The sequence below is a fragment of the Pseudomonas fluorescens genome (assembly GCF_001623525.1).
In the GTDB taxonomy this organism is placed as follows: Bacteria; Pseudomonadota; Gammaproteobacteria; order Pseudomonadales; family Pseudomonadaceae; genus Aquipseudomonas; species Aquipseudomonas fluorescens_Q.
On record NZ_CP015225.1, the window covers coordinates 415,788 to 428,956 of the forward strand.

12 protein-coding genes are annotated in these 13,169 nt (G+C 61.8%); 7 read left to right on the top strand and 5 right to left on the bottom strand.

Translation table 11 applies throughout. From position 1 onward, the window contains the following. Positions 1-52: 52 nt before the first annotated feature. Positions 53-445 carry a GFA family protein gene (locus TK06_RS01765; RefSeq protein ID WP_063320539.1) on the top strand — a complete coding sequence of 131 codons (393 nt, stop codon included), beginning with the start codon at positions 53-55 and terminating at the stop codon, positions 443-445. Positions 446-450: 5 nt separating this feature from the next. Here the strand turns inward: TK06_RS01765 and TK06_RS01770 are convergent, their stop codons facing one another. The 4 genes from TK06_RS01770 to TK06_RS01785 all read right to left on the bottom strand — a co-directional run bounded on the left by TK06_RS01770 (position 451) and on the right by TK06_RS01785 (position 4,981). Continuing rightward, positions 451-1,899 (bottom strand): aldehyde dehydrogenase family protein, encoded by a 1,449-nt coding sequence (locus TK06_RS01770; protein ID WP_063320540.1) that lies wholly within the window; start codon positions 1,897-1,899, stop codon positions 451-453. Between the two features lie 203 nt (positions 1,900-2,102). Beyond that, a complete protein-coding gene (locus tag TK06_RS01775; RefSeq protein ID WP_063320541.1) occupies positions 2,103-3,284 on the bottom strand; it encodes an NAD(P)/FAD-dependent oxidoreductase in 1,182 nt (393 codons plus the stop codon). 166 nt (positions 3,285-3,450) lie between these two features. After that, on the bottom strand, positions 3,451-3,855 hold the full coding sequence (locus TK06_RS01780; protein ID WP_063320542.1) for a RidA family protein: 405 nt from the start codon (positions 3,853-3,855) through the stop codon (positions 3,451-3,453). Beyond that, entirely contained in the window at positions 3,845-4,981 is a 1,137-nt protein-coding gene (locus tag TK06_RS01785) for a DSD1 family PLP-dependent enzyme (RefSeq protein ID WP_063320543.1), read from the bottom strand. Before TK06_RS01785 ends, TK06_RS01780 begins: the two co-directional genes overlap by 11 nt. A gap of 95 nt (positions 4,982-5,076) precedes the next feature. Between TK06_RS01785 and TK06_RS01790 the strand changes: the two genes are divergently transcribed. Beyond that, a complete protein-coding gene (locus TK06_RS01790) occupies positions 5,077-5,961 on the top strand; it encodes a LysR family transcriptional regulator (RefSeq protein ID WP_063320544.1) in 885 nt (294 codons plus the stop codon). A 126-nt stretch (positions 5,962-6,087) separates the two neighbouring features. Here TK06_RS01790 and TK06_RS01795 read toward each other — a convergent pair whose 3' ends face one another. Continuing rightward, complete coding sequence (locus tag TK06_RS01795; RefSeq protein ID WP_063320545.1) at positions 6,088-7,035, bottom strand: IS110 family transposase; 948 nt, start codon at positions 7,033-7,035, stop codon at positions 6,088-6,090. A gap of 552 nt (positions 7,036-7,587) precedes the next feature. Between TK06_RS01795 and TK06_RS01800 the strand changes: the two genes are divergently transcribed. From TK06_RS01800 to TK06_RS01820, 5 genes are all read left to right on the top strand, one after another. After that, on the top strand, positions 7,588-8,256 hold the full coding sequence (locus tag TK06_RS01800; RefSeq protein ID WP_063320546.1) for a haloacid dehalogenase type II: 669 nt from the start codon (positions 7,588-7,590) through the stop codon (positions 8,254-8,256). Between the two features lie 36 nt (positions 8,257-8,292). Beyond that, positions 8,293-9,567 (top strand): NAD(P)/FAD-dependent oxidoreductase, encoded by a 1,275-nt coding sequence (locus TK06_RS01805; RefSeq protein ID WP_063320547.1) that lies wholly within the window; start codon positions 8,293-8,295, stop codon positions 9,565-9,567. Between the two features lie 86 nt (positions 9,568-9,653). After that, positions 9,654-11,297 carry an ABC transporter substrate-binding protein gene (locus TK06_RS01810; RefSeq protein ID WP_063320548.1) on the top strand — a complete coding sequence of 548 codons (1,644 nt, stop codon included), beginning with the start codon at positions 9,654-9,656 and terminating at the stop codon, positions 11,295-11,297. A gap of 43 nt (positions 11,298-11,340) precedes the next feature. Continuing rightward, the gene (locus TK06_RS01815; RefSeq protein WP_014337747.1) at positions 11,341-12,297 is read left to right on the top strand and encodes an ABC transporter permease; all 957 of its coding nucleotides are present in this window, start codon (positions 11,341-11,343) and stop codon (positions 12,295-12,297) included. Further along, positions 12,294-13,169 carry an ABC transporter permease gene (locus TK06_RS01820; RefSeq protein WP_063320549.1) on the top strand — a complete coding sequence of 292 codons (876 nt, stop codon included), beginning with the start codon at positions 12,294-12,296 and terminating at the stop codon, positions 13,167-13,169. The genes TK06_RS01815 and TK06_RS01820 overlap by 4 nt, the downstream gene beginning before the upstream one ends.

A 13,169-nucleotide genomic window follows, 5' to 3' on the forward strand; every position in this document is an offset into this window, starting at 1 on the left:
AGGCGCGGTCGAAGGTTGTATCTCGACCGCTCGACGACAGAGGAGACCCACCATGGACCGATTCACCGGCGGTTGCCTATGCGGCAACGTGCGTATCGAGGCCTCGGGCCGTCCGTATCGGGTTGGCCTCTGTCACTGCCTCGACTGTCGCAAGCATCACGGGGCGTTGTTCTACGCGGCTGCCGTGTTCCCCCAGGATGCCGTGACGATCGAGGGTGAAACACGGGATTACGCCGGGCGCTTTTTCTGCCCTCGCTGTGGCGCGTCGGTGTTCGCCCGCACCGGCGATGAAATCGAAGTGAACCTCGGCACGCTGGATGCCCCCGATCAACTGGTGCCCACCTACGAAAGCTGGACCGTTCGCCGTGAGGCCTGGTTGCCGGCGTTTCCGTTCAGCCGACATTACGCGCATGATCGCGAGGGCACCGGGCGGGCTGAGGAGTAGGGCGCTCATTCGAAGCCGACAATCGCCTTGATTTCCAGATACTCCTCGAAGCCGTGAACCCCATACTCACGACCATTGCCCGAACGCTTGTAGCCACCGAACGGTGCCATCGGGTTCCACGCCGGGTAGTTCAACAGCACTTGCCCTGCGCGGATACGCGACGCAACGGCGCGCACAAGATCAAGGTCCTGACCCTGGACATGCGCCCCCAGCCCATAGACGGTGTCGTTGGCGATGGCGACGGCTTCATCCACCGTGTCATAGGCAATGATGCACAGCACCGGGCCGAAAATTTCTTCCTGGGCGATGCGCATGGCGCTGTCGACCTGCGAGAAAACCGTGGGGCGGGTGTAGAAGCCTTGTTCAAGACCCTCCGGGCGTCCTGGGCCACCGCACACAAGCTTGGCTCCTTCATTCATGCCGACTTCAATCATGGCTTGCACGCGATTGAACTGGGCCTCGTTGGCGATGGGACCGAGTACGGTTTCTTCCAATTGCGGATTGCCCACGATGATCGCGTTGGCGGTGGCGGCAGCCAACGCCTCGACTTCTGCCAGCCGATTCCTTGGCACGATCATGCGGGTCGGTGCGCTGCACGATTGGCCGACGTTGCGAAAAGCCGACATCACGCCCGACGGTACGGCCTTGGCGAAGTCGGTGTCGGGCAACAGCACGTTCGGTGACTTGCCGCCCAACTCTTGGGTAACGCGCTTGACCGTAGGGGCGGCTGCCTGGGCCACCAGTGCGCCCGCGCGGTTCGAGCCGGTGATGGAGATCAGGTCGATGTCGGGATGCGCCGCCATGGCCGCGCCGACCTCGGCACCGCTGCCGTTCACCAGGTTGAAGACGCCGGCAGGCAGGCCTGCGTCATGCACCAATTGGGCGAAGAGCAGGGCGCTCAGGGGCGACAGTTCGCTGGGTTTCAACACCACCGTGCAACCGGCGGCAATCGCCGGGGCGACTTTGGCGGTGATTTGGTACAGCGGCCAGTTCCACGGCGTGATGAGGCCGCAGACGCCAATGGGCTCGCGTTGAATGGCCGTGCCATGCTCAATCTTCTGGAAGGTGTAAGTGGACAGCACATCGCGGGCCACCCGTACGTGTTCAGCGGCCAGCGGCACTTGCATGGCCCGTGCGAAGCTGATGGCCGCGCCCATTTCCAGCGAGAGCGCCTGGGCCAGTTCTTCTTTGCGTTCAAGGATCAGTGCATGGATCTTTCCCAGGATTGCCATGCGGGCATCCACCGGAGTCGAAGACCAGCCGGCAAAGGCTGCGCGAGCCGCCGCTACGGCGCGGTCTACGTCTTCGCCGGACCCTCGGGCGACCTCGGCAATGACGTGCTCGGTAGCGGGATTGACCACGGGCAGCGTGGCCGGGTATGCCGGAGACAGCCAGTCACCATTGATATAGAACTGCTGGGACGTAGGCGAGGTGTTCAAAAAAGGGGTGGTCATCCAACGGGCTCCCATAGAGCGGTGATAGCACTGCCGGCGACAGATCCTGAGGCCGTTTTCTTCTCGATAAACTAACAAAGCGGCCCGGATGGGATATGCCGTTCTCAAGCCTGGCAAAGAAGAATCTGCTGTATCTGCCGGGCTAACTTGGCAAAAAAATGGCGACGCCCGTCCAGGTCAAAAAGGGCGTCCAGTCGCTTGTGTCAAATGAGTCTGCCGGTGCCGGGCGTGCTCATCTGGGGCATTGTCAGGGCGGTCGGTTCGGTGAACCTGCGAATATCGAAGGGGCTGATCAGGGTGCGGGTGCTGCCGGTGCTGATCAGCTCGGCCATGACGTCGCCGACGCCCGGGCCGAGCTGGAAGCCATGCCCGCAGAACCCAAAGGCATAGAACAACCCCTTGACCTTGCCGCTTGGGCCCATGATCGGCAGCGAGTCTGGCGTATAGCTTTCGATGCCGCTCCACACCCGGATGATGTTGAGGTTCGCCACCCCGGGCAGCAGGCGGCTCATCTGCTGCATCTGGTTGAGCAGGCTCTCGGGCTTGAAGTAGGCGCGACGGTTGATCATGTCCGGTTTGCAGCGGTTGCCGCCACCGATGATGAGATTGCCTCGGGGGATCTGCCGGAAGTAAATCACCTCTTCCTTTATCTTGGTGAACACGCCGATCACGGTCGGCAAGGCATAGGGCACAGGTTCGGTGACCGACATCTGTGGGCCATTGGCTTGCAACGGCACCGCTTCGTCGAATTGCTCGGACAGCTTCGCCCCCCACGCGCCCGCCGTGATCAGAAGTTGCTCAGCGATGAATAGCTGGCCGTTGGTGGTGGTCACGTGGAAATGGTCATTCTCCTTTCGTACCGTGGCGACTTCCGTTCGCTCGCGGATGCTGGCCCCGGCCCGTGTCGCCGCGCGGGCAAATGCCGGGGCTGCCAGGCGCGGGTTGGCGTGGCCGTCGTGCGGGGCGTACGAGCCGCCCTTGACCTCCGCGCCGAGGAACGGGAAACGCGCGTGCAACGCCTTGCCGGTGATGATCTGCAAGTCCAGCTCCCGGGCTTCGGGGGCGGCGGCGTAGGCTTCAAGCTCGGCGATTTCGTCCTCGCGATAACAGACGCGCATATGGCCGCTGGGGATGAACTCCAGGTCATCGCCAATCAACTCGGGGAGCCGTTTCCACAATCCGTACGAGCGATTCGACAGTTCCAATTGGCCGAGGAATCGCCCTTGGCGTCGCACGTTGCCGAAATTCACCCCACTGGCGTATTGGCCGATCAGATCGCGTTCCAACAGGGTCACCGAGTGCCCACGCTGGCGCAGAAAGAATGCCGACGCCGACCCCATGATGCCGCCGCCGATAATCAATACATCGCTTTTTTCTGGCTTCATGATATTCCCTCGAAAATCCTCGACCGCGGTTCAATAGCAATACAAGACCTGGCCCAGCCCCCCTGTGGCGAGGGAGCTTGCTCCCGCTTGAGTGCGAAGCGCTCACCGCTTTTTTTGGGGCCGCTGCGCGACCCAGCGGGAGCAAGCTCCCTCGCCACAGGTTCATCTAGGCCGTCGGGAAGGCGTGCACACGTGCCAGCGCTTCGATTTCGATCAGGTACCCATGGTGCAAGGCCGGAACGGGCACTACCGCACGCGCGGGCCGGTGTTCGCCGAGATAGTGGGCGTAGATCTGGTCGAAAGCCGGCCAGTGTTCGATGCCGACGACATAGATCGTCACCTTCAGCAGGTCACTGGGGCTGCGGCCTGCCGCGCCGAGAATCGCCATCAGGTTGTCCAGGGCGATGGCGGCTTGCACTTCGAACGGTTGGTCGACGCTGTGGCTGCCATCGGCGCGTACCGGCAGTTGCCCGGACACGTACAAGACGCCCTGGTGCAAGACCGCCTGGGTGTAATGCCCGCCCGCTGCGGCCGCCTGGGTCGTGTGAATCAACTCGATTTCACCAGCCATGCAGACGACTCCAGGTGTGCACCGCGCCCGAGGCATCGCAGGCGTGGTAGTCAGGGAATTGCGCACCGGTGGCGCAGGCGTGGTTGGGCAGGATGCGCAGGCGACTGCCGATGGAAAACCGCTCGGTGATATCGATGTCCCCGGGACTGGAAAGGGTGACGATACCGTGCTCCTGGTTGGCGCTGCAGAGCAGGGCGCCCTCGATCCAGTCGCCGGCTTCGCTGCACACTTGCCCATACCCGAAATCCCGCTGCTGGCGCTGGGTACCCCGATCACGACTCATGGCCATCCAACCGGCATCGGTGATGATCCAGCCTTTGTCCGGCTGATGGCCGATCACGGTGGTCAGTACGCTCAGGGCCAGCTCATCCGCCTGGCAAACACCGATGTTGTGCATCACCAGGTCGAAGAACACATAGACGCCAGCGCGCACTTCAGTGACGCCCTCCAGGCTTTGTGCCGAAAGTGCCGTGGGTGTGGAGCCGATGCTGACCTCGGGGCAGGCCAGCCCGGCTGCGCGGATGCGCTGGGCGGCGCTGACGCAGAGGTGGCGTTCTTGTTCGGCCAAGGCTTGCAGCGCTTGGGGCGTATCGAGCTCGTAGCTGGACCCGGCGTGGGTCATGACGCCGCAAAGCTGCATGCCGCCTTCGCTGAGTCGCCGTGCGATGTCGACGAGTGCATCGTCTTCAGCGCGCACGCCGGAACGATGGCCATCGCAATCGATCTCGATCCAGACCTCGAAACGCTCGTCGTGCTGCCTGCCGAAATCGACGATGGCCTGCGTCGCCGCCAGGCTGTCGGTCAAGATGCTCAATCGACAGCCCTTGCGCCGCAGCCTCAGGGCCTGGGCCAGTTTGCCAGGTGCCATGGACACGGCATAAAAGATGTCGCGGATGCCGTCGGCGAAGCAATGCTCGGCTTCCTTAAGGGTCGACACGGTGATGGCGTTGGCGCCTGCTGCAAGCTGCGCCCGGACCACCGGCAGGCATTTGCTGGTCTTGATGTGCGGGCGCAAACGCACGCCCAAGGCATCCATGCGTTGTTGCATGCGCTGAATATTGCGCTGCATTCGCGGCATATCGATGAGCGCGACTGGAGTATCGAGGGAAGCAATTGAGACTGGCATGAACGAGGCTCGCGGGTGAAAGACAGGTTCGACTCTACTCAGTCATCGTAAAGCCGTGGTTCAATGCCCTGTCATCAATCATTAAGTTGAACTGAATGATCAGCCTCGAAGACCTGCGTATGGCCGTGACGCTGGCACGCTGCGAATCGTTGAGCGCCGCTGCCAGGGCCCTCAATGTCTCGCCACCGGCGCTGTCCATGCGCTTGCGCAAACTGGAGACGCTCCTGGGCCTGACCTTGGCCAATCGCGACGCCCGGCGGCTGAGCCTGACCGCCGACGGCGAGCGTTTCTCGCGCCAGAGTGCGCTGTTGCTGGAACAGCTGGAGGCGCTTCCCGAATCGTTCAGGCAGCAAGACGATCAACTGGCCGGCACCCTGAGGCTGGCGGCACCGTTCGGCTATGGACGCCAACGCCTCGCGCCGCTGCTGGCCCGTTTTGCCAGGTTGCACCCGCAGCTATGCCTGCATCTGGATCTCCGGGAAACGCCCTGGCCTGACCGTCATGACAGCGATGCGGTGATTCACATCGGTCACCTGAGCGACAGCCAGTGGGTCGCCCGGCCCCTTACGCAAAATGACCGTTGGCTGTGCGCGAGCCCCGCTTACCTGGAGCAGAACGGCACACCGTTAGCGCCGGAGCAACTCGCCGAGCATCGTTGTATCTGTATTCGTGAAAACGATGAAGATGTCACCCTGTGGCACCTGCGCAACGCGCACGGGCGCAAGACCCTGCGGATCAAGCCTGCCTTGTTGAGCAACGATGGCAGCGTGGCTCGACGCTGGGCCGAACAGGGCCTGGGGCTGGTGCTGCGTTCGCAATGGGACGTCAACAAAGCCATCGCCGACGGCCGCCTGGTACGGGTGCTCGCCGATTGGCAATTCGACAGCGCCCCAATCAACCTGCTGGTGCCCTCGCGCAAACTGCGCAGTGCACGGGTGCAGGCGTTGGTGAGTTTCCTGGAGGCCGAACTGAAGGTCTGAACAGGACACTGTTCCTACCGACCCACCGCCATCGCGAGCAAGCTCGCACAATGGATCGGCGGCGTTTCCTGAACCCGTGCCCACCACCACCCCCCTGTGGGAGATTCTATGGTGCAGGACTACCCCCTAAATGCCTTTCGGTAAGTATTCGCTCTGGTTCTTCAGCAGGGCGAATACCACTCGGGCAAGCTTGCGGGCCAGTGCCACTAATGCTTCGGTTGTGCTGAGTCCCCGGGCCCTTAGTGCCTCATAAAAACCCTTCCATGCCGCTGTGCGCCTTGCCGACATCGCGGCGTTATGCATCAATCGACGGGCCTCTGGGTCACCTCGCTTAGACAGGCAGCGGCGTCCCTTCTTTTTCCCTGAGTCCGATATACGCAGGTCTAGGCCCAGAAAAGCGATGAAGGCATCGGCATTTCTGAAATCCCCACGCTGAAACGACGTGAGCAAACGGGCACCGTTCAACAGGCCAATGCCTTCGACTTTCATGCAACGCTTGAGCTGAGCGCCCAAGCCAGCGGCTTCCAACTGCGTCTGGATTGTTTTCTCGAGCAAGATCTCCAGTCGTTGCATGGCTTTTATCTGGTTCTCAAAGGCCCTTTTGAGCAACGGTTCGTTGGACCAACTTTGCTTGAGGCTGACACGCGCCTGGACCAAGGCTGCCCGACGTCGGAAGAGGCTTATAAGCCGGCAATACAAGGGCGATGGCGGGGTCCACGGGTGCAACTGGTGGCCTTCGTTGTTCAAGTAGCGAGCCAACAACCGAGCATCCAGCGCATCGGTTTTAGCGCGAACTTTCACACCTTTGCGGTAATGGCTGAGCTCGTAGCCGCCGATCATGTAGATCACACAGCCTTTCGCATAAGCCAGGTCGGCGAATTCCTGATGATAGATATTGGTGGCTTCGATGGCGACATCCACTGGCGCGGACAACTCCTTGAGCCACTTTTTGATCGCTGCCTTGGTGTTGGGGATCGCTTCCAGTCGATCTGTTTCTGCGTGATAAATCACCAACTCATCTTTGGCGACATCAACACCCACGATCGGCTTTGCGACAGAAACCGGCATTGCCATTGAAAATCCTCCGGGCTAAGGTTTGAACACTTGAAGGGTTCACCCAGAGGCGCAGGCTTGTTCCTATCGTCGGTCTAGGCCAGATGCATTCTTTATCGGCGCTTGGGTGAAAGGAGGAGGGGTGAAATCTCCCACGGTCTGTACTGCGGCTAACAGTCAGAATCGAGCTTTGTCCCTCCTCCTCCCTTCAAGTCCTACCATACAAGCGAGCTTGCTCGCGATGACGGCAGCCCATTCACCAGGGGGGCTGAAGCTGCTGCGCCAAGCGCAGATTCTGCCGAAAACAACGCTTTGCAGAGCCGTTTGGCGCACCATAACTGCCCGCAAACCCAAAGAAACACGGGCGCGACGCCCACGCCTGGAGCATCCCGCAAAGTCTGCTGAGCGAGCCCCGCAAAACGGTGGTTTGTACCAAGCGGCCGGTATTTTTAACGATTTATCCACGGTCTCATGGTGTTGTAATGAAAACGTGATGCAGCGTTGCACCGATGCCTCACGAAAGGCGCCATGTTCGCCTCGTCGAGCCTTCAACAACAATCCAGGACCGCACTCATGAGCTTTCTTCGACCCAAGTACATCACCTTCGACTGCTACGGCACGTTGACCAATTTCCAGATGGGCACCATGACCCGCGAGCTGTTCGCCGACCGTGTCGATGCCGGGCAGATGGACCAGTTCGTCAAGGATTTCTCCGCTTATCGCCTGGACCAGGTGATGGGTGACTGGCGGCCCTATGATGAAATCATCAAGACCTCCCTGATGCGGGTCTGCAAGCGTTGGGGCGTCGAATATCGTGGCGAAGGCCAGCTCTATTACGACGCCGTGCCAAGCTGGGGCCCCCACGCCGATGTACCGGCGGGCCTGTCGAAAATCGCCGACAAGATCCCCCTGGTGATTTTTTCCAACGCGATGGACGAGCAGATCATGTCCAACGTCGACAAGCTCGGCGCGCCTTTTTACAAAGTCTTCACCGCCCAACAGGCCCAGGCCTACAAGCCGCGCCTGGCCGCGTTCGAATTCATGCTCGATAACCTTGGCTGCGGACCGGAAGACGTCCTGCATGTGTCGTCGAGCTTCCGCTACGACCTGATGTCGGCCCACGACATGAAGATCAAGCACAAGGCCTTCGTCGCCCGCGGTCATGAACAACCGGCCAACGCTGCCTTTGGCTACCAACAGATCTTGGACATCGGCGGGTTGCCCGCTCTGGTCGGGCTCTGAGTCTCGACGCACGCTTGAAGGCGAAAGGGGTTAGACATGGGCAGTGAGTCCTATTGGCTCGACACCGCACCGGCGTTCACCGGTGCTCAGCTCGGCGGATTGCCCGGGCAGGTCGATGTCGCCATCGTCGGTGGCGGCTTCACCGGCCTGGCGGCGGCGCGGGCCCTGGCCTTGAAGGGGGCCAGCGTGGCGGTGCTGGAAGCGGGCAGGGTGATTGGCGAGGCGTCAGGGCGCAACGGTGGGCATTGCAGTACCGGCGTGGCCCAGGATTACGCGGCGCTCACCGCCAGCCTCGGCGCCGACAAGGCCCGGGCGTATTACCAAGCCTATGAAAACGCCGTGCACAGCGTTGTGACGCTGGTGGAGCAAGAGCAGATTGCTTGCGACCTCAAGCGCAACGGCAAGCTCAAGCTGGCTGCCAAGCCGATGCATTACGAAGGGTTGGCGCGCACCTGTGAATTGATCCGCAAGGAAGTCGATGCCGAGGTCGAGTTGCTTTCGGCCCAGGAGACGCGGGCGGAAGTCAATTCGGCGCAGTTTCATGGCGGCTTGTTGCAGCGCAATGGTGTGCAGATGCATGTCGGGCGTTTCGGCGTCGGCCTGGCCGAAGCGGCTGCCCGTCACGGTGCGTTGATCTTCCAGGGCGTAGCGGTGCAGGACTGGAAGGCCAGTGCCGGCGGCTATCGAGTCAACACCAGCAAAGGGGCGCTGCAGGCCTCGCAGATCCTGCTGGCGACCGGTACCTGTCAGCAGGGCGGCCTGGGCTGGTATCGGCGGCGAATCGTGCCGGTGGGCAGTTTCGTGATCGCCACCGAGGTATTGCCCCAGGTGTTGATCGACAACTTGCTGCCGGCACGCCGCTCCTATGTCACCAGCCGCATGATCGGTAACTACTTTCGCCTGACCCCGGACAACCGCTTGCTGTTTGGCGGCCGTGCGCGGTTTGCCATGTCCGACAGTGTTTCCGATGCCAAGAGCGGCAAGGTGTTGCAGGCCGCCATGGTGCAGATGTTCCCGCAGTTGGCGAACACCCGGATCGACTATTGCTGGGGCGGCCTGGTGGACATGACCTCCGATCGCCTGCCCCGGGCCGGCCAGCATGGCGGGGTTTATCACTCCATGGGCTACAGCGGCCACGGTGTGCAGATGTCGGTGCACATGGGCCAGGTCATGGCCGAGGTCATGGCCGGCAAGGTCGAGGCCAACCCTTGGCGCGAACTGGACTGGCCGGCCATTCCCGGGCACTTCGGCAAGCCTTGGTTTTTGCCGCTGGTCGGCGCGTATTACCGCTTGCAGGACTACCTGCACTGAGTTTCACCGCGTTGTTTGGCGTTTCAACCACGTTGCGTTAACGCAACGTCATCGAGCCCTATCATTTTCCGAAAGGTAGAACTGACATGAGTGACACTAAAAACGGCATCAAAGACCAGTTGATCACCGGTACAGAAAGTCTGCGTGTTTTCGAAGGGCTCAATCGTGGCATGTCACGCCGGCATGCCTTGCAAATGCTGGGGCTGGCCGGTGTGGCCGCGGCGGGTGCCGGCAGCCTGTTCGGCGCCGCCGGCAAGCTGCTTGCCGATGAACAGGCGAGCCCCGGCAAAGGCAAGCCCGGCGGGCGTATCCGGGGCGCCGGTATCTCCAGTTCCACCGCCGATACCCTGGACCCGGCCAAAGGCTCATCGTCCACGGACTACGTGCGCCATTACATGTTCTACAACGGCCTGACGCGTTTCGACAGCCACATGGTGCCGCAACTGGAACTGGCCGAACGCATGGACACCACCGATGCCACGCTCTGGGTGATTACCCTGCGCAAGGAAGTGACCTTCCACAACGGCAAGGGCCTCACCGCCGCCGACGTGGTGTTTTCCCTGATGCGCCACAAGGACCCGATCACCGGTTCCAAGGTCTTGCCGCTGGCCGAGCAGTTTGCCGAGGTCAAGGCCACCGGCACCCATGAAGTGCAGATACGCCTGAGCGGCCCGAATGCCGAGCTGCCATCGATCCTTGCCATTTCCCACCTGCTGATCGTCCCCGAGGGCACCAGCGACTTCAACCAGGGCATCGGCACCGGTCCATTCAAGGTCAAGGAGTTCAAGCCTGGGGTGCGTTCCATCGGTGCGCGCAATACCAATTACTGGAAACCTGGCCTGCCGTACCTGGACGAAATCGAATTCATCGGCATCGGTGACGAGCCGTCACGGGTCAACGCGTTGCTGTCGGGCGACGTGCAGATCATCAACGAGGTCAACCCGCGCTCGACCACGCGCATCAAGGACAGCACCACCCATCGTGTAGTGGATTCGCCGTCGGGTAACTACACCGACCTGATCATTCGCCAGGACCAGATGCCCGGCCAGAGCCCGGAGTTCACCGAGGCGATGAAACTGCTGCTGGACCGCGAACAGGTCAAGTCGGCGATCTTCCGTGGGTTCGCCAGGGTCGGTAACGACCATCCGATCGCCCCCGGCGCACGCTTCTACAACGCCGACCTGCCGCAACGGACCTACGATCCGGAGAAGGCTCGTTTCCTGCTGAAGAAGGCCGGCATGGAAAGCATCAGCATGCCGGTGATGTGCTCGCCAGCCGCCACCGGTTCGGTCGACGTTGCCGTGCTGCTGCAGCAATCGGCCAAGGAGGCCGGGCTCAAGCTCAACGTCAATCGCCTGCCGAGCGACGGCTACTGGTCCAACCACTGGGCCAAGCACCCGCTGAGCTTTGGCAACATCAACCCACGGCCCAACGCCGACATGATCTTCTCGCAATTCTTCCAATCGACCGCGCCCTGGAATGAATCCGGCTGGAAAAACCCGCAGTTCGACCAGTTGCTGATCCAGGCCCGGGGTGAAACCGATGAGGTCAAGCGCGGCAAGATGTACGGGGACATGCAGGCCCTGGTGCATGAACACAGCGGCATCGGCATCCCGGTGTTCATCAGCAACATCGATGGCGTCGACCAACGCGTCAAAGGTTATGGCACCAACCCGCTGGGCGGTTTCATGGGCTATATGTTCGCCGAGCAAGTCTGGCTTGACGCTTGATGCGTGTTGTCTTGCGGCGTGACATGGCACAAGGGGTAGGGCGATGAATAGCAACACACTTTGGTTGATCGGCCGGCGTCTGGGCGCTGCGGTCGTGACCCTGTTGATCGTATCGATGGTGGTGTTCGCCATTACGGCGGTGTTGCCGGGAGACGCGGCGCAACAGTCCCTTGGACAGTTCGCCACGCCTGAGCAAGTGGCGGCGCTACGGGTGAAGATGGGCCTGGACCAACCGGGTGTGTTGCGCTACCTGCACTGGTTGATGAGCCTGCTCAGCGGTGACATGGGCGTGTCGATCTCCAACGCCACGCCGGTCAGCGAGTTGATGGCTGGCCGGGTGCCCAACACCCTGATGCTGGCGGCGGCCACGGCGCTGGTGTCGGTGCCCGTGGCGTTGATCCTGGGCATCGGCTCGGCGATGGGGCGAGGGGGACGCATCGACGGCTTCCTGAGCTTCTTCACCCTGACGATGGTGGCGGTGCCGGAGTTCCTGGTCGCCACCCTTGCAGTGCTGATTTTCGCGGTGAACCTGGGTTGGCTTTCGGCGTTGTCCTATTCCAGCGAGATCACTTCGCCTCTGCAATTCATGCGTACCTACGCCTTGCCGGTGATGACCCTGTGCTGCGTCATCGTTGCGCAGATGGCGCGCATGACCCGGGCGGCGGTGATCGATCAACTCGACAGCCCCTACGTGGAAATGGCCCGTCTCAAAGGTGTGAGCCCGGTGCGGGTGGTGCTGCGCCATGCCTTGCCCAATGCCATCGGGCCGATCGCCAATGCCATCGCCCTGAGCCTGTCCTACCTGTTGGGTGGGGTGGTGATCGTCGAGACGATTTTCAACTATCCCGGCATCGCCAGCTTGATGGTCGATGCCGTGACCAACCGCGACATGGCGTTGGTCCAGGCCTGCACCATGCTGTTTTGTACGGCGTACCTGGCGTTGGTGCTGGTGGCTGACCTGTGCGCGATCCTGTCCAATCCGAGGCTGAGAAACCAATGAACAATCTCATTGTGAAATCCCCGCCTGCGGCGCCCGAACCGGCGTTGGTCAAGGTGTCGCGCAAAACGCCCTGGCTCGGCCTGATCGGCGCCGCGATGTGTGTGATCTGGTTGCTGGTGGCTATCTTCGGGCCATGGCTGGCGCCGCACCCGGTGGGGGAAGTGGTCTCCGACAACGTCTTCGACAACCTCAGCGCCACTTATCCGCTGGGCACCGATTATCTGGGCCGCGACATGCTCAGCCGCATTCTCGTGGGCGCGCGCTTCACGGTGGGCCTGGCGTTGGTGGCGGCGGTGCTGGCCAGTGGGCTGGGCACCAGTTGCGCGCTGCTGTCGGTGGTTTCGCCGAAGTGGCTGGACGAGCTGATCAGCCGCCTGATGGACGCCTTCATTTCAATCCCGAGCAAGATGCTGGCGCTGATCATGGTCTCGGCGTTCGGTTCGTCGGTGACGCTGCTGATCTGCACGGCGGTGCTCAGTTTCATGCCGGGGGCGTTTCGTATCGCCCGCAGCATGGCGGTGAACATCGAGGCCCTGGAATACGTGCAAGTGGCCCGCACCCGTGGCGAACGCCGGCTGTACATCGCTTGTGTGGAAATCCTGCCGAACATGCTCAACCCGGTGCTGACCGACCTGGGCCTGCGTTTCGGCTTCATCGTCCTGCTGCTTAGCGGCATGAGCTTCCTCGGCCTGGGCGTGCAACCGCCGGATGCCGACCTGGGCTCGCTGGTGCGGGAAAACATCGGCGGCCTCAACCAGGGGGCGCCGGCCATCGTGATTCCAGCCCTGGCCATCGGCACCCTGACCATCGGCGTCAATCTGTTTATCGACCGCTTGTCTTCGCGGCGCAACCGACGTACGGGAGGCCATTGA